13 protein-coding genes are annotated in these 17,411 nt (G+C 62.9%); 2 read left to right on the top strand and 11 right to left on the bottom strand.

The window, feature by feature from the left end; genetic code table 11:
• Positions 1–285 precede the first annotated feature (285 nt).
• Both sodB and AACH55_RS04990 read left to right on the top strand, forming a co-directional pair.
• Positions 286–864, top strand: coding sequence for a superoxide dismutase [Fe] (sodB, locus tag AACH55_RS04995; protein WP_338718328.1), 579 nt, complete (start codon positions 286–288; stop codon positions 862–864).
• Between the two features lie 177 nt (positions 865–1,041).
• Entirely contained in the window at positions 1,042–1,428 is a 387-nt protein-coding gene (locus AACH55_RS04990; RefSeq protein WP_008326374.1) for an OsmC family protein, read from the top strand.
• Here AACH55_RS04990 and AACH55_RS04985 read toward each other — a convergent pair.
• From AACH55_RS04985 to AACH55_RS04935, 11 genes are all read right to left on the bottom strand, one after another.
• On the bottom strand, positions 1,410–2,333 hold the full coding sequence (locus AACH55_RS04985; RefSeq protein ID WP_338718327.1) for a DedA family protein/thiosulfate sulfurtransferase GlpE: 924 nt from the start codon (positions 2,331–2,333) through the stop codon (positions 1,410–1,412). The genes AACH55_RS04990 and AACH55_RS04985 overlap by 19 nt on opposite strands.
• 212 nt (positions 2,334–2,545) lie before the next feature.
• Positions 2,546–3,901: an MFS transporter gene (locus tag AACH55_RS04980; protein ID WP_338718326.1), complete on the bottom strand. Its 1,356-nt coding sequence runs from the start codon at positions 3,899–3,901 to the stop codon at positions 2,546–2,548.
• 113 nt (positions 3,902–4,014) lie between these two features.
• On the bottom strand, positions 4,015–5,391 hold the full coding sequence (gudD, locus tag AACH55_RS04975) for a glucarate dehydratase (protein WP_338718325.1): 1,377 nt from the start codon (positions 5,389–5,391) through the stop codon (positions 4,015–4,017).
• 150 nt (positions 5,392–5,541) lie between these two features.
• Positions 5,542–6,654 (bottom strand): LacI family DNA-binding transcriptional regulator, encoded by a 1,113-nt coding sequence (locus tag AACH55_RS04970; protein ID WP_338718324.1) that lies wholly within the window; start codon positions 6,652–6,654, stop codon positions 5,542–5,544.
• Positions 6,655–6,752: 98 nt separating this feature from the next.
• The gene (locus AACH55_RS04965; RefSeq protein WP_338718323.1) at positions 6,753–8,150 is read right to left on the bottom strand and encodes a serine protease; all 1,398 of its coding nucleotides are present in this window, start codon (positions 8,148–8,150) and stop codon (positions 6,753–6,755) included.
• A gap of 176 nt (positions 8,151–8,326) precedes the next feature.
• On the bottom strand, positions 8,327–9,619 hold the full coding sequence (locus AACH55_RS04960) for an MFS transporter (RefSeq protein ID WP_338718322.1): 1,293 nt from the start codon (positions 9,617–9,619) through the stop codon (positions 8,327–8,329).
• A 103-nt stretch (positions 9,620–9,722) separates the two neighbouring features.
• Positions 9,723–10,160: a MarR family transcriptional regulator gene (locus AACH55_RS04955; RefSeq protein WP_338718321.1), complete on the bottom strand. Its 438-nt coding sequence runs from the start codon at positions 10,158–10,160 to the stop codon at positions 9,723–9,725.
• A gap of 267 nt (positions 10,161–10,427) precedes the next feature.
• Positions 10,428–12,530 (bottom strand): TonB-dependent siderophore receptor, encoded by a 2,103-nt coding sequence (locus AACH55_RS04950; RefSeq protein WP_338718320.1) that lies wholly within the window; start codon positions 12,528–12,530, stop codon positions 10,428–10,430.
• A 96-nt stretch (positions 12,531–12,626) separates the two neighbouring features.
• Entirely contained in the window at positions 12,627–13,856 is a 1,230-nt protein-coding gene (locus AACH55_RS04945; RefSeq protein ID WP_338718319.1) for an MFS transporter, read from the bottom strand.
• The gene (locus tag AACH55_RS04940; RefSeq protein ID WP_338718318.1) at positions 13,853–15,685 is read right to left on the bottom strand and encodes an IucA/IucC family protein; all 1,833 of its coding nucleotides are present in this window, start codon (positions 15,683–15,685) and stop codon (positions 13,853–13,855) included. Before AACH55_RS04940 ends, AACH55_RS04945 begins: the two co-directional genes overlap by 4 nt.
• A 694-nt stretch (positions 15,686–16,379) precedes the next feature.
• Positions 16,380–17,141, bottom strand: a complete 762-nt coding sequence (locus AACH55_RS04935) for a DUF2076 domain-containing protein (protein WP_338718317.1) — start codon at positions 17,139–17,141, stop codon at positions 16,380–16,382.
• Between the last annotated feature and the right edge of the window lie 270 nt (positions 17,142–17,411).

Here is a 17,411-nt window from a genome sequence, read left to right as displayed (position 1 = left end):
TTTTTACGATGCTGAGCAGGTGCGGGCGCGGCCCTGGCGCGATCGAGAGCCGGCCGCGTCTGCCCCGATGAGCTGGAACGTCTTGCCGGTGCTGGTATCTACGGTTTTCCTTGCAGCGGGGCCGCGCCCTGCCAACGGGAACCATTCGCATTACCGCGCTGGTGGCGGACCAGCGGCTGGCGAGTGCAAGATTTGATCGAGTGCAAAGAATCGTCTTCCGCTTTAGAATCTCAGGTTCGGAAAAGACCCCTTCGTAGCAAACCAACAAGACTGAAAGGATTCATCATGGCACATACCCTTCCGGCACTGCCTTACGATCTGGACGCGCTGGCGCCCACGATTTCCAAGGAAACCCTGGAGTATCACTATGGCAAGCACCATCAGACCTATGTGACCAACCTGAACAACCTGATCCCGGGTACCGAATTCGAACACCTGTCCCTGGAAGAGATCATCAAGAAATCTTCCGGCGGCATCTTCAACAACGCTGCCCAGGTGTGGAACCACACCTTCTACTGGAACGGCCTGACCCCGAAGGGTCAAGGCGCTCCGAGCGGCGCGCTGGCTGACGCCATCAATGCCAAGTGGGGTTCCTTCGACGCCTTCAAGGCCGAGTTCACCAAGCAGGGCCTGGCCAACTTCGGTTCCGGCTGGACCTGGCTGGTCAAGAAGGCTGACGGCACTCTGGACATCGTCAACACCACCGGCGCCGGCACCCCGCTGACCACCGACAGCAAGCCGCTGTTGACCGTGGACGTTTGGGAACACGCCTACTACATCGACTACCGCAATGCACGCGCCAAGTACGTCGAAAACTACTGGGGCATCATCAACTGGGACTTCGTGGCCAAGAACTTCGCTTGATCCACACGCCTCCCGGCAAGAAAAAACCACGCACGCGCGTGGTTTTTTTTCGACCGTATTTCGTTCGTACTCCGGCCGCATTCTTTGGAGGGACGCCTCCGGCAGGAAAATACAAGATCGCGCAGCACGCCTGTGCCACAATCGCCCATCCCCTCACCTCACCGAATGGAGACCCTCATGGCCCACGTCACCCTGCACAACGCCGCCGGCTACGCCCAGGACATCAAGGCGCGCATCCACCAGCTCAAGTCCGATGAACCCGAAAGCAATGGTGGCAAGGACACCGGCCCGGCTCCGTATGAACTGCTGCTGGCCGCGCTGGCTTCCTGCACCTCGCTGACGCTGCGCATGTACGCCGACCGCAAGGGCTGGGACCTGGGCAGCATTTCGGTGGACGCGCATTTCGGCCGCGATGACAGCGGACTGGAAACCATCACCCGCAAGATCAGCTTCGGCAATACGCTCACTCAAGAACAGTTGACCCGCCTGGCTGAAATCTGCGAAAAGACCCCGGTCACCAAGACCATCCGCCAGGGCACCGCGATTCAGACGTCGATGGCGTAACCGGCCGCGCGCCAGGCATCGATGCCGCCGGTCAGCGGACGCACCCGCGTATAGCCGCGCCGCATCAGCTGGCGCGCCACCATGGCCGCCGAGGCTTCATTGGGACAGGCGCAATACACCACCACCTCACCCTCGATGGGGCCATCGAAGACGAAGGTCTGGATTTCCTGGTTGGAGATCGTCACGGCACCGGGAATGCGTCCATCCTGCTGCGACAGCGGCGAGCGCACATCGATGATGGTCGGTGCGTTGCCGTTTTCGAGCATGGTGTTCAACTCATCGACCGAAATACGCGCCATCTCCAGCGACTTGCGGAAGCGACGGCGCTGCCACCACTTGTTGGCCACGAACGCCGCCAGCGCTACCGCAATGAGCAGCATGCCGTAATGGCCCAACTCGGCCAGCACGTTGAGCAGGTCATCGACGGCCGAGCTGAACAGCGAGCCGAGAAAAATCCCCAGCCCCGCCCACAGCGCACTGCCGGCCGCATCCCACAGCACGAAGCTGATCCGGCGCGTGCCCATGGTGCCGGAGAGCGCACTGGCAATCGAGGCGAAGCCCGGAATGAACTTGGCCAGCAGCAGCGAACGCGCGCCCCAGCGCAGGTAGATCGATTCGGTCTGACGCACGCAGGAATCCGGCGAGAGCGAAATACGGCACAGCCGTGACATGATCTGTCGCCCGTAGCGGCGCCCGGCGAGATACCAGCAGTAGTCGGCAATGAGCGCCGCGCTCACTGCCAGCAACAGCAGGAGCGCCGGCGAATAGCGGCCAGTCGCGGAGAGCGCGCCGGTGATGATCAGTGTGGGATACGCTGGCACCGGCGCGCCCAGCTGCTCGACCAGCACATTGACAAAAACGAGGATCAGACCGTATTGCTCGATCAGGTGGTAGAGGGTGTCCATGCCAGGCTGCCTTGATGTCTCGCCGCGCGGTAGGCGACGACTGTTCCGCCGTGATGGCAGATTGCAGGGTGCCATTATAGGCCGGGGCACCACCGTCCCGCTTGGATGAAACCGGCTCGCTGAGAGGATAAAAATGCGCCCGGCGCACCGTGAGATCACGGGCGAGCGGGCGCAAACGAGGAAAGACCTCGGAGAAACCTGATCCGGCCTGCTCAGGCCGCGTGCTTGACCACCGCCTCAGCCCTGCCTTCGGCCGAGCCGCCACCATCCTTCACCGACGGCCGGGTGCGCGCCAGGAACACCAGGACTGCCGCCACCAGCGAGGCCGCCGACAAGGCGTACAGGCCGCCCTGGATGGAACCGGTCTTCTGCTCCAGGTAGCCGAAGGTGGCCGGCGCGAAGAAACCGCCGAGGTTGCCCAGGGAATTGATCAGCGCCAATACCGCCGCCGCAATGCGCGCATCCAGATAGGCTTGCGGAATCGGCCAGAACAGGGAAGAAGCCGCCTTGAAACCGATGCCGGCAAAACACACCGCCACGAACCCGATGACCGGCCCGGACGAGGCCGAGACCGCCATGCCGATGGCCGAGATCACCAGGGTGGTAGCGACCCAGAATTGCTGCTTCTTGTAGCGCGCCGCCAGCACGGCAAAGAGATACATCGCGACGATGGCCACGATCCACGGAATCGTGTTGAACAGCCCGACCTGGAAGTCATTGAAATGGCCCATCTTCTTGATGATGGTGGGCAGCCAGAAAGTCGCGCCGTAAATGGTCAGCTGGATGGCGAAGTAGATCAGGCAGAACAGGACGATCTGCGGATCGCGCAGCAGTGTCAGTGCCGAGACGTGCGCCGGACGGTTGGCCGCGCGCTGCTCCTGCTCTGCGGCGATCACCGCCACCAGCGCCTCGCGCTGCTCCGGCGAGAGCCACCTGGCATCGCGGGGCGAGGAATCCAGCACCATCCACACCACCACGCAGAACACCATCGATGCCCCGCCCTCGATCAGGAACATCCATTGCCAGCCATGCAGTCCACCGCCTTCGATCAACAGCAGCGCGCCGGTGACCGGACCGGAGAGAATGGAGGCAATCGCCGAGCCCGACAGGAACACCGCCATCGCGCGGCCGCGCTCATGGTTGGGCAGCCATTGCGTGAAGTAATACACCACACCGGGGAAGAACCCCGCCTCGGTGACGCCCAGCAGGAAGCGCATGAAGTAGAAGCTGGTCTCGTTGTGCACGAAGGCCATGCAGGCCGCCACCAGCCCCCAGGTGAACATGATGCGGGTGAGCCAGGCGCGTGCGCCGTAGCGCTGCAACAGGATGTTGGACGGCACTTCGAAGATCGCATAGCCAACGAAGAACAGCCCGGCCCCCAGGCCGAAGGCCGCCGCGCCGATGCCCAGATCAGTCGACAGATGGCTGCGCACGAAACCGATGTTGACGCGATCGATGTAGTTGATGATGAACATGGCCACGAACAGCGGCAGGATGCGCCACTTGATCTTGCTCACCGCCGAGGTGAGGGCCAGGCTTGCTGCGGGGGAGGACTGGGAAGGATTCACGGGTTGTCTCCTCGATTGAGCCCGTACTACCGGTGGATGAAAGTAAGTTCGGGCCACCGGCGCGTTCAGCGCGCTCTTCTCGCGGCCCTGCTGAAAAATATGTCGTTTCGTGCTCAGCGCACCAGGCAAGGTTTCTTGTGATCGAACTTCCAGCCCGGGATGAGGTATTGCATGGCCACCGCATCATCGCGCGCGCCCAGCCCCATGTTGCGGTAGGTCTGGTGCGCGGCTTCGACCTGCGCCATGTCCAGCTCCACACCCAGGCCCGGCTTGCTCGGCACCTGCACCTTGCCACCGACGATCTGCAGCGGTTCGCGCGTGAGGCGCTGGCCGTCCTGCCAGATCCAGTGGGTATCGATGGCCGTGATCCTGCCCGGCGCGGCTGCGGCCACGTGGGTGAACATGGCCAGCGAAATGTCGAAGTGGTTGTTGGAGTGCGAACCCCAGGTCAGTCCCCACTCATTGCACATCTGCGCCACCCGCACCGAACCCTGCATGGTCCAGAAATGCGGATCGGCCAGCGGAATGTCCACCGATTGCAGCGAGATCGCATGCCCCATCTGGCGCCAGTCGGTCGCTACCATGTTGGTAGCAGTCTGCAGGCCGGTGGCGCGGCGGAACTCGGCCATCACCTCGCGACCCGAATAACCATCCTCGGCACCGCACGGGTCTTCCGCATAGGCCAGCACGTCATGCTGGTCACGGCACAGACGGATCGCATCCTTGAGCAGCCAGCCGCCGTTCGGATCGAGCGTGATACGCGCCTTGGGGAAGCGCTCGGCCAGTGCGGTCACGGCGGCGATTTCTTCCTCGCCGCGCATCACGCCGCCCTTGAGCTTGAAGTCATTGAAGCCATAGCGCGCATAGGCCGCCTCGGCCAGGCGCACGATCGCTTCCGGCGTGAGCGCGGCCTCGTGGCGCAGGCGCAGCCAGTCGTCGCTGGCATCTGCGGCAGACTGGTAAGGCAGGTCGGTCTTGTTGCGGTCGGCCACGTAAAAGAGATAACCCAGCATCTCCACCTCGTCGCGCTGCTGGCCCTCGCCCAGCAGGGCGGCGACCGGCACTTCGAGGAACTTGCCCAGCAGATCCAGCAAGGCCGCTTCCAGGGCGGTCACCGCGTGGATGGCGATGCGCAGGTCAAAGGTCTGCAGGCCGCGTCCGCCGGCGTCACGGTCGGCAAAGGCGCTGCGGGCGCGATTGAGGATGCCTTGCACATTGCCGATGGACTGGCCCACCACCAGGGAGCGCGCATCCTCCAGCGTCTGGCGGATGCCCTCCCCGCCCGGCACTTCACCCACGCCTGTGTTGCCGGCGCTGTCGGTGAGGATGACGATGTTGCGCGTGAAATAGGGCCCGTGCGCGCCCGAGAGGTTGAGCAACATGCTGTCATGCCCGGCCACCGGGATGACGCGCATGTCGGTCACGCGCGGCGCGCCCTTGTGCAGGGCCGACGAGGAAGTCGAGGACAAAGCGGAAGCGGTCTGGGTCATGGCGGGCTTTCTCTGTTGCGGAAAAGATCTCGAGCTGATTTGGTAGCGGTACCAAATTGAATGAACCAATGGTAGCGGTACCAATTTTGACTGTCAATGGGCAAATGAATGTTGCTTCAGGGCACCAACACGGGAATTCAGGAAGCCATCTCAGGCGCTGTCACGCGGAATGATGGAAAAGCCCACGTCGACGACGCGCTCGCTCACCTCGATGCCCGAGGCGCGCTCGATGATGAAACGCGCGGCACGCTGACCGATACCGGTGCCATCGATGCGCACGGTGGTCAGGCGCGGCTGCAGGTCACGCGAGAATTCCAGGTCGCCGAAGCCGACCACGGCCAGTTGCTGCGGAATGGCGATACTACGGCTCTGCGCCTCGATCATCACGCCCAGCGCCAGCAGGTCGGAACTGCAGAAAATGGCATCCAGATCCGGCTGCGCCTGCAGCAATTCGGCCAGGCCCTGGCGGCCTTGCCCCAGCGTGGTCGGCGCGGTGACGTGGTGCATGGGCAGCGTCGCCCTTCCCTGCTGCATGCCCAGCGCCACACACTCTTGCGCAAACGCGTTCATGCGCCGCTGGCTGCGCTCGTCGCGGCCACCCACGACGGCGACTTTCCTGCGTCCGCGTGCATGCAGGTAGCGCGCCACTTCGCGCCCGATGGCTTCGTGCGAGAACCCCACCAGCATGTCGATGGGTGCGGGCGTCAGGTCCCAGGTCTCCACCACCGGAATGCCGCTGGCCAGGAGACGCTTGCGCGCCTCGGCCGAACGCATGATGCCGGTCAGTACCACGCCATCGGGACGGCGGCCGATGATGGCTTCGAGCAGCGCATCTTCGCGCGAATTCTCATAGCCGCTCTGGCCCAGCATGACTTGGTAGCCGGCCGCAGCGAGCGTCTCGGTGAGGGTATGGACGATTTCCTGGAACACCGGCCCGATCACGGTAGGCACCACCACCGCCACCAGGCGGCTCTTGTTGGAGGCCAGTCCGCCGGCCAGCAGATTGGGGACGTAGCCGGTCTTCTCGACCGCTTCGCGCACCTTCTGCAAGACCTTGGGCGAGACTGCCGAAGGCGTGTTCAGCGCCCGCGAGGCGGTAATCGGCGCCACCCCGGCCAGCTTTGCCACGTCGCGCAGGGTGATACCGCCGGCGCTCTTGCGCGGACCACGGCGGCGCGGTTCGGCGCTGTCGTCGTCGCCCTTGCTGCGGCTGGAATCAGGGGAATCGGCGGAAAAATGGCTGTGTTCTGGCATGGCCGGCATTCTAGCATTGGCGCTGGTAGCGATACCAATGCAGGCGGGGCCAAGCGGGCCTGTGCAGCATCTTTAACTTGGGTTCAACAATGCCCGAACGGAAAAAATCAGGGCTTGCGCGGCTCGCGGTTCTGCAATTGCAGCTGCAGGCGCTCCAGCGCGCTCCCCACCGGGATGAAGAAATTCATTCCCGCCAGCCCCTTGGCGCCGAGCCCGGCCACGGTGATGCCGATCACCTGTCCGGACTTGTCCAGCAAAGGACCGCCGCTGCTACCGGGCAGGATGGCGACGTCGCTTTGCAGGAAATCGAGATCACGCACCGTGCGCACGCCGCTGAGAATGCCGCGCGTGAGCGTGCTGTTGAAGGCATCGCCCAGCGGCGAGCCCAGCGCATAAACATCCTCACCGATGCCCGGCGCGCCGGTGCGCAGCGGCATCGGCCGCACGCCCGGTGGCTCGGTCTTGAGCAAGGCGATGTCACGCGCCGCATCCACCCGCAACACCTCGGCCAGCAGTTCACGTCCGGTCGGCAGGCGCACGCGCACCACGCGCGACTGTCCGATCACGTGCTGGTTGGTCAGCAGCCACCCTGAGCTGCCGATGTAAAAGCCAGTGCCCGAACTGCGCTCGGCCAGCACCGTCACCACGGCCGAGCGCAGTTCGGGCATGCGCTTGGCGATCTCGATGCCAGCGCCGTCGGCAGGCTGGTTGTCGATCAGCACCGCATTGCCGGGCACTTGCGTTGGCGCTGTGCGCGCGCCACTGCCGTTGGCGGCGGCCGCCGCGCTGTCGTAGGGCGATTGCAGGGCCAGCGCAAACTGCGGATCGGCCAGCAGATTGCGAACCGCCACGGCGAAGGCCTCCACCGGGATCGGCGGCAATGCGCCTTCCAGGGTCTTGTCCCGCACCCGATAGAGGCCTTCGCTACGGCTGCGGTAGATCACCTTGCGCTGCTCGGGTGCGAACACCTGCCATTCCAGCCGCACATAAGCTTCGCCGCTCCAGGCATTGCCGCCCTTGATGCAAAGATTGGTCTGCAGCTGCGTCACGATCACGCCCACCTGCAGATTGAAATCCGCTGGACGGGCCTGGGCGGGAGTGAGGCCGTCATCCGGCTTTTCCTGGAACAGCGGTTCGGCGGGCGCCATCGGCACCGGATAACCATGCTGCTGCAGTTCACTGCGAAAGCGCAGGAACAGGGTATCGATGGGTAGCATGAGGTCGGCACTCTTCGCGTTCCACACGATGTCGTTCTTGCGGGAACAGAACAGGCCACCCTGCAACTCGCCCACAGGCTGCCCCTCCGGTTCGAAGCGGCGCTGCGCACGGGCCAGGAAAACCGGTCGCGCCACCGCCTGCGCGTTGAACTGCAGCGGCGTCTTGATCTCCACCGCAGGCAGGATGGCCTCCCCCGCAAGCGCGGGCAGAGGCTGGCCGAATGCGCAGGCCAGCAACGCGGCCATGAGGGGCAGCACCGGCACGCGGCGCTGGATCGTCTGGTTCATCATCGGGCGGGAAAAGGTTGAGCAGCCTCGCGGGCCGGGCGGCATACCGACTGCAGCAGCGGTGCATTCTCGCACGCACGCCCGGCCTGCGCGATTGCCCCAAATGCCCGATAGATGAAAAAATGCCAGCCTTCAAAAGAAAGCTGGCGTTCTCCACAACACCGAAAGGAAATAATTTACGCGACGGCCGGTTGCGGGTGATTGCGCTGTCCCTTGATGCGCAACACCAGCACCGCCCCGACCAGACAGGCCACGCCCATCATGATCGAGGACAGCGTGTAGTTGCCCAGCGTGGCGCGCAGATAGCCGGCCACCGTGGTCGCCGTGGCGGCACCGAGCTGGTGCCCGGCCACGATCCAGCCAAACACGATGGGAGCGGCCAGGCGGCCGAAGACGTCATTGGCAAGGCGCACGGTGGGCGGCACCGTGGCGATCCAGTCCAGCCCGTAGAACACCGCAAAGATGGCCAGGCCGTAGTACTGCAGGCCGAAGGCATAAGGCAGGAAGATCAGCGCCAGTCCGCGCAGCCCGTAGTACCAGAACAGCAGCACGCGCGGGTTGTAGCGGTCCGAGAGCCAGCCCGAGAGCGTGGTACCGACCAGATCCAGCATGCCCATGGCCGCCAGAATGGAAGCGCCGCGCACTTCATTGATGCCGTAGTCATTGCACATGGCGATGAACTGCGTGCCGATATAACCATTGGTGGAAAGCCCGCACACGAAGAAGCTCATGAACAGCAACCAGAAGTCCGGCATGCGTACCGAGGTGCGCAGTGCATCCAAGGCGATGGCCAGGGGATTGCGTTTGGAGCGTGCGTCATCGGCGCTCTCGCTGGTCTGGCCGACCATTTTCTGGCCGATGGCCGCCGGCCCTTCCGGCAGCAGCAGCCACACCAGCGGAATGGCCAGGAGCGCCACCGCCGAGACCAGCAAAGCCACCGAGCGCCAGCCGTAGCTGCCCACCATGGTCGCCATCAGCGGCAGGAACACCATCTGCCCGGTGGCCGCACTGGCGGTGAGCAAACCCATGGCCAGTCCGCGCCGGGTTTCGAACCAGCGGCTGACGATGGTGGCGCCCAGGGTATTGGCGGCCACGCCGGTGCCGGCGCCGACCAGCAAACCCCACGACAGCAGCATGTGCCAGGGCATCTGCATGAGGGTGGAGAGCGCCGTGCCACTGGCCAGCAGCATCAGTGCGCCCAATACCACGCGGCGGATACCAAAGCGCTGCATGGCGGCCGCCGAGAAGGGGCCGATCAGACCATAGAGCGCGATGTTGACCGAGATCACCACCGAGATGGTGGAGCGGTTCCAGCCGAATTCCTGTTCCAGCGGCAGGATCATCACTGACGGCGTAGCGCGGATACCGGCCGAACACAGCAGCACGAGGAAGATCACGCCCACCACCACCCAGGCATAGTGGAAACGGGGTGTGACGGCATCGGCCAGGGATTGGGTCAGTTTGTTCATTGCGATCCTGTGTGGAGACAGACGCGAGGTTGATGGGAGGGCGGGACGGAAATAGCGGATGAATTTAGCTTCATTGGACGCTCAAGCCGGGCAAGCCACGGCCTCAGTCGTCCTGCAGCCGGGCGTAGGCATCTTCGATGAGGTCATTGAACTGGTGCGCGAGCCTGGGGCCGAGCCGGCGGTCGATCTCATCCTGAGCACGGCGCCAGCGCGGGCGGGCCTGCTCCAGCTTGGCGCGGCCCGGGCGGGAGAGCTGCAGCGCGAAGGAGCGCTTGTCCAGCAGTTCTTCCTCGGGCAGATCGACGGTCTGGACCCAGCCTGCTGTCATCAGCGGCTTCAAGGCACGGCTCAAGGTGCTGCGGTCCATGCCCATTTCCTGGGCCAGCGTGATGTTGGCAATGGGCCCCTCACGGCCGATACGGCTCAACAGCGAATACTGGGTGATGCTCAGTTCGCTGTCCTGCAGGTGATGGTCGTAGATGAGGGTGATCCGGCGCGTGAGGCGACGCAGGGGGGCGCAGGTGCAGATGTCCTTGCTCATGGGGGAATCCGATTGTCTGAGGATGACAGCAAATCTATGCATATACATAGATGCGTATGCATCATAAAAACTATCCGGCGCAAAGTCAAGCTGGCCGGCAAGCAGCGTCATGCACAGTGAGGCCGTGACTGGAAAATATAAATCGCCACCCTGAAGTCACTCAGAGGTGGCGATTTTCCTGGCGGGCTGCCTGCCGCCGCATCGGCCCTTGTCCGCGAGGGGACAGCAAGCGATGCGGCGCAGGGCCTCCAGTCGAGGGTGCCAGTGTCAGAACCGGTAACGCGTGCTCACCAGCAGGCTGCGCGGCTCGCCGGGCATGTTGTAGTCATTGGCGGCACTGTGGGCGGAGATGAAGTATCTGCGATCCAGCAGGTTCTTCAGCGACAGGGTGACGTCAAACTTCTCGGCCACATAACCCGCGCCCAGATTGATCACTGCATAGCCGGGCAATACCGTGAGGTTATCCGAGGAGGCGAAGCGCGCCGATTCGGCACGCGCCCCCGCCGCCACCCAGTAACCATCGGGCAGATCGCGCTTGAGCCACAGATTGAAGGTATGACGCGGCGTGAGCGAGGACGTGTTTCCCTGGAAGGGCGTGCCCGCCGAGGTCAGTCCGCTCGATTGCACGATGAGGCCATTCATGTAGGCGTAACCGGCGATCAGATTCCAGTGCGGAGCAAGCTCGCCGCTGGCGGACAATTCCACACCGCGTGTGCGCTGTTGGCCGACATTGAGGGCAAAGCCCGGGCGGTTCGGGTCGGCGACCTGGATATTGTTCTGGGTCATCTCGAACAGCGCGGCCGTCAGGCTGGTCTTGTCGTTGAGCTCGTACTTGATGCCGACCTCCTTGCTCTCGGTCTTGGTCGGTTCCAGCTGGGCGCTGTTGCCGTAGAACACGAAGGAGTCCGCCAGCGGCTGGAAGGAACGGCTGTAACCGGCATACAGCGAGGTGCGCTCATCGGGCTGATAGACCAGTCCGACACGAGGCGACAGCGGAGTGTCGACGCGGTTGAGGTTGGATCTGGCTACATTGTCATCGCGATCCTGGGACAGGCGCTCATAGCGCAGACCGGCCAGCAATTTCCATTGCGGCGTCAGGCTGATCAGATCCTGGACATAGGTGGCCAGCGTGTTGATCCGGGTCTGCGCATTGATGTTCGGCGCGGCATTGGCCGCAATGGGCGACAGATTGGCCAGCACTGGATTGAACAGCGAGTAGGTCGCCGCATTGTTGCGCGTGACCTGCCAGTCAGTCTTGTTTTGCCAGCTGTATTCCACGCCATACAGCAACTCATGGTGCATGCCCGCCAGTTGCAGTTTCTGGGTCAGTTCGTTTTGCCAGAACAAGCCACGCTCGGCGCGCTGGCGATGCGCCTGGGCGATCGTGACGGTCGGGTTGGCGGTTTGGGTGACGCGGCTGATGGTGGTGTAGTTGCGGTCGAGATCGAAATCGTAGGTGCGCAGCACCGAGCGCCAGGCCAGGTTTTCGCTGAACTTGTGGTCCAGGGTGAAGGTGGCGTCCTTCACCTCGGATTGCACGAAGGCCCGGTCACGTCCGTTGGCCGCGCCGTAGTAGGTGGCAATCGGCACATCGGCGGGACGGCCCCGATAACTGGGGATGCCCTGGTCGGCCAGTCGCCGGTCGTGCAGATAATTGAATTGCGCAGTGAAACTGGTCTGCGCATCAGGCTTGTAGGTCAGGGAAGGCGAGAGTGCCTGGCGTTCCAGGAAATACTGGTTGCGGAAACTGCTGGAGTCTTCCGCCGCACCGGTCAGGCGAAACAGCAGCGTGCCATCTCCGCTGTTGCGGCCGACGTCGAATTCGGTCCGCTTTTGCCCCTCGCTGCCGAGCGTGAGGCCGATCTCGCTGACCGGATCTTCGCTGGGCTTCTTGGTGACGCGGTTGACGATGCCGCCCGCCGATCCACGCCCGTAGAGCACGGAGGCCGGTCCCTTGAGCACTTCCACGCGTTCCACATTGGACAGGTCGCGGAAGTACAGCGCATCATCGCGCACGCCATCGACGAACTGATCGGTGATGGCGCTGAAGCCACGGATGATCACCTGGTCGCGCTGGGCATCGCCGAGACTGAAACTGAGACCGGCCACGTTCTGCAGGGCGTCTTGCAACGACAGGGCATTCTGGTCGCGCATGACTTGTTTGGTGACGGTGTTGACGGTCTGCGGTACGTCGCGCAGAGGCACGTCGATCTTGGTGGCCGCCGAGGAGTTCTTGGGACGATAGCCGCTGTTGTCATCTGCGGTGGCTTTGACGGTCACTTCCGGCAGTGCATTGGTCTGGACTTGTTGTGCGTAACTATCGAAGGCCAAGGCCAGCAAGGCACTGAGGGTACACAGTTTGGTGTTCATAGCAATATTGTTTTACGTTGTGAATGGACGAACTTCTGTTGCTGAGGCTGGCGAAAGGCTGGCGGAGGAAAGGCTTGGGAATGCAAGGGACGTGCTTCAGCTGGCGACCTCCCGGAGGGCGGAGCGTCGCTGCACGACATGCAAGGCAGCGGCCACGATCAGATAGACGGCAGCGTTGGGCCAGAACACTTCACTGATGGGTAGCCAGCCCAAGGCCAGCGCACCGGCGGCCGTGCCGAGCAGGGCACCGGCCTTGGCGGCGCTGTTGCCTGCCCCCAGTACCCAACCTTGCCGGTGACCATCGGCCTGACGCGATAGCAGGGTGTAGAACACCGGCAGCAAGGCCCCCAGGAATACGCCCCACAACAACCGTGCCGCAACGAACCATACCGGCACATGACTCATGGACTGCAAGGCCAGGGTGGCAGCGCAGGCCAGTGTGATCCACTTGACCCGCTGCAGGACCTGCTCCGGTGCCAGTGCAGCGAAGGCGCGCGCCCACAGGGGCGCGGCAATGCACAGGCCCAGCGCGGTAGCGCCATAGCAAAGACCAGTGAAGCTGGCACTGGCATGCAGAACCTGATCGGCATAGACCGCAAAAAAGGCTTGCGGCATGATCTTGCCGGCCTGCACCAGCAAGATGCCCAGCAACAATCCCTGAAACGCCTGCAATGCAGGGCGTTGCGCTGCCGTTGAAGTGGCCGGCTTTGCTGATGCAGGCGGGCGCTCAGCCGCCGCAGCAGGCTTGACGAAGGGCAGCGCCACTGCTGCCAGCAAGGCACACAGCACACACACCAGTGCGGTGGCCAGATTGACGATCCAAAAACCCCAGAGGTCAAACAGGACGCCACCCAGCCACGGCCCCAGCGCCGAGCCCATGGCGGTGGCCACCTGCAATCGCGCCATGAGGGAGCTGCGCTGTGCCGGAGTGGCCAGCCCCGCGCCATAAGCTTGCGCCGTCGCGATGAAACCGCCCAGCGCACCCTGGAGCAGACGCGCCAGCAGTACCACGGTGACGCTCTCGGTATAGGCCGCCATCAGCTGGCTGACGGCCAGGGCCAGCAAAGCACGCACCACCATCGGCTTGTGGCCGGTCTGGTCCCCCAGGCGGCCCCACCAGGGGGCCGTGAGCATGGTCATCAGCAAAGGGCCGGCATACACCGCCATGCTGACCCAGGCCAGGGTGGCAGCCGACATGGGAGCCATCTCCCGCAGATGCAGTGGCCAGAAGGGGCCACTCATTTCCATCGCGCCCATCGAGAGCAACTGGATCGCCATCAGATAGCGCAGCGCCACAGCCGGGCTGCGCCCTGACAACCAGCTCATGCCGCGCTCAGCAGGGGATTGGGCATGCGCAGTACGACGTCCTCGGATGTGTCGCTCAGGCGCATGCGCACGAATGACTTGGCAGGCCAGTCATCCTGCAGCAGTGCCCGATATTCAGTCTGCCAGCGCTGCGTCTGGCATGCTGGCTTCAGTGCCGCGAAGCGGGCTTGGAGACGCTCGCGCAGTACCGCCATGAATGCCGCTTCCGGCCGCTGGTAGGTACGCGACAGCAGCAAAGCCAGTTCGATGATGTGGCAGAGCATGAAGGCGTGCAGGAATTTGTCGCGCACGGAATCGTCGCCTTCGAACAGGGTGTGCTTGTCGCTGTAGGTCTCCAGCGTCTGTCCGCTGTGACGCAAGGTGGGCGCATGAATGCGCAGGTCCCCAAAGTCGCGCAGCAGCATCTGCACCGGCCGCAGCCGCGCATCCACCATCACGAAGCTGTTCTGCTGATGGGCTTCAAAGGCAATGCCATAGAGGAGATAAGGTCCGAGCACAGCCGGCAGGGCAACGTCCAGATAGCTGCCGAAGAATTGTTCGGCAGCAGTGGCATCCTCACCCCACGCCGCGCTGACCAGATCGCACACCAGCGCACGTCCGGTCAGCGGCGAGTCCGCAAACAAGGCGCCCACCGGTACCGGCATGCGCTCCTTGCTACGTTGCGTCGAGGGGTTGGTGCGATAGAGCACGGCCAGATGGCGGGCGACATCATCATCGCCCTGCGGATCGCGGTAATACAGGCCGACCTCTTCACCGAGGATGGCGAGCCGCCCCCCGAACCCTTCCTCCCTGGCGATGATGTCGCGCAACAAGGTCGTCAGGCGCGGACCCATGACGGCGGACTTGGGCGAGACGGTACGCTCCACGCTGGTCAGACGCAGGGACACGGGCAGCTTCATGTGCGGCTGCGTGGGCGAGCCGTAGGGCACGACGGTGCGGAAGGACATGGTAGGTTGCGCCGGCAGGCCCGATTCGGGCAACAGCAGCAGCTGGCGGTCCGCCAAGGCTTGCGCAAAGCGCTCAGGGATGGCGCGGTCGAGCTGGTAGGGGTGCAGGGGTAGCGGAAGCCATTGTGCGATTTCTTCGTGGCGTTCCAGCAGCGCAGTTTTCCACGTCTGCCAGGCTTGGGGATAGTGGCTGGCGAACCACTGCTGATAATCGGTGGGCGTCAGGTGTCCGGTGAGGGCGGCGGCATCGACGTGAAGCGCTGCCAGGGAGAGCTGGATCGTGGCTTCAAATTCCGGAGAGAGTGCCATGACCTCGGCACTGCTCAAGCCGAGCTTGGTTTTGTAGTTGGGGTGCCAGGGATGCCCCAGTGTGCCCCATTGTTCCAGCAGCAGGCTGGGATTGGGGAGCGTTGATTGAAAGAGCGCCGCAATGAAATTCCCTTGTTCCTGGCCCCACTGTTTGCGCAAGCGCAGTGCCCAATCCTGGCGGTAATTGAGGCACAAGGCGTCGTTCTCGACGCTGTTGGAAATCTCCGTCATGAGCCGTTGCAGGCTGGCCTCCGAGATGTCCTCTCGCGTGCGTGCCACCTGGGCCAGCAGCATGGAGGACGTCAGCAGCGCCTGGGGCGTGGGATTACCGACGCTGTAGTGAGCAATGGCACCGTGCAACTGGCAGTTTCCGGCGATGCCCAAATGCAGGCCCTCCAGACGCAGCATGCTTTGCGCTTTCCACAACGGCAACCAGGCATAGTGTCCGTCAAAGATCAGGTGCTCCTGATCCAGCAGCTTTTCGCGAAACAGCGCCTGCAAGGTGCGCTGGAGGCTGCGCTGCCTGGCCTGGTACCAGGCCCGGTCGTGATGAACATCATGTCGTTGAGCCAAATCCTGCTGGAGATTCCGTGGTCGCATATGTTGCCTCATGTAACAAAGTGTTGCTTGATTGTAGCAAATAAGAATCAATATTATTCGCATTTAGGAAAAAAGATGTGAATTTTCTTGAGTTTTTGTCGCTTGAGCTTGTCAGCCCGGACTGGACGCAGGTCTGCCTGCTGACTTGCATTTCCGAAACTTGTGTCGCTATCCGCAACGAGGGCGGCAGTGCTGCGACGGCGCGCGAATGCGTCGATATCGTTATCGGCGCTTGCCAGTGTTGGTGCTACAGGAAGGCCCTCTGCTCAATTGCAAGAGGCGGTTCGGGGGATAGCGACCGACCGGCCTGGGTTGGCCGATGGACGTTGCATCCGATGAAGTGAGTTCGAGTTTTCTTGCCAAGGCTGCGCAGTCATCTTGCGCGCTTGTTCAGGGGATGGGTGGTTCTTGTTCTTTTCCACAATCCGGAGGAATTGTTGTCCTGGATTGCATTGAGCACCTGCAGGTCCGTCAGGCTGACGTTGCCACGCTGTCGTGGCAAGCAGTGCCCGATACGTTGATATCGATTGGGCTTCGGTGATTTTCATCACCGAAGCAGACGGTCAAACAAAATGAGTGTGGTGTGAACAGGCCCTGGCAAGGGTCAGGCTGCATTACTGCTCACATCGGCTTGGGGAGAGGGCTGCACTGCATCAACACGTCAGGATCACGCCAGCGAATCATCATAACCACCGCTGTCATCCAGATCGAAATTACTCAGATCGGCCAGGTCGCTGCTGGAGTCGAAGTTGTCGCTGGTGCCGCTGTTATCGCTGAAGCGACTGTTGCTGGCCAGGTCAGACTTGCTGTCGCGCTCGCCATCACTGCCGTAGTAATTGTTGACCGTCGTGTTCTCGATATTTTCCACCGGCGCACTCAGGCCGTTCTGGTGCGCGAAGCCGGAGCCGCTGTTGCCGTTGAACAAGTGTTCGATCCCCTGATACAGGAACGCGCCACCGGCCACACCCGCTGCAGTGGCCGCGACGGTGCCGAGCATGCTGCCCATGCCCCCGCCGAAGAAACCCGAGGACTGCGCCGGCGCAGCCTGATAAGCCGGCGCAGCAGGTGCAGGTGCGGCGTAAGCCGGTGCAGCCGCCGGCATATAAGCGGACGCCGCCGCTTGCGGACGACCCGCAGCAGGCGCATGGCCCCACGCATTGCCATCCAGAAAGCCCGGCTCGCGCCCACTACCCGCCGCACCGGCCTGCAAGGACTGCACCTGGCTTTGCAGCGCAGCCACTTGCGCCTTGGTGGCGTTCAAGGCCTGCTCCATCAGCAAGGCGCGTTGTACCAGCAGATAGGCCGCATCCGGCTGCTGCGCCACCGCCGCCCGGATCATGGCGTCGGCCTGGGCATCCTTGCTGATGCCGCGCACCTGGGTCAGTTGCTGGAGAAAATCCTGGAGGGCTTGTGTTTCTTGCGGACTCATGATGCCTGGCTCCCAACGAAGGAAAAAACAATCAACCGCCTGAATCGCGATTGAAACGAATGAAACGAAGACTGTAGACACAAGCGTCCAGCCTGTTGCCGTGGATGAGCTGGAGCACTGTCATCCGGATTATGCGCGCGATCAGCTTGCAAATTTGTGTCAACAATCGTCGACTTGGAAACAGGTTGTAACAGCAAAAAGAAGCCTGCCTGCCGCTCCGCCAGATCAAACAGCCAGCGGGCAAAAAACCCGAAATGTGAAATTTTAGGT

The sequence above is a fragment of the Herbaspirillum sp. DW155 genome, assembly GCF_037076565.1.
Taxonomy (GTDB): domain Bacteria; phylum Pseudomonadota; class Gammaproteobacteria; order Burkholderiales; family Burkholderiaceae_D; genus Herbaspirillum.
The sequence above is the reverse complement of the archived record's forward strand: the minus strand, read 5'-3'. Positions and strand labels throughout refer to the sequence as shown.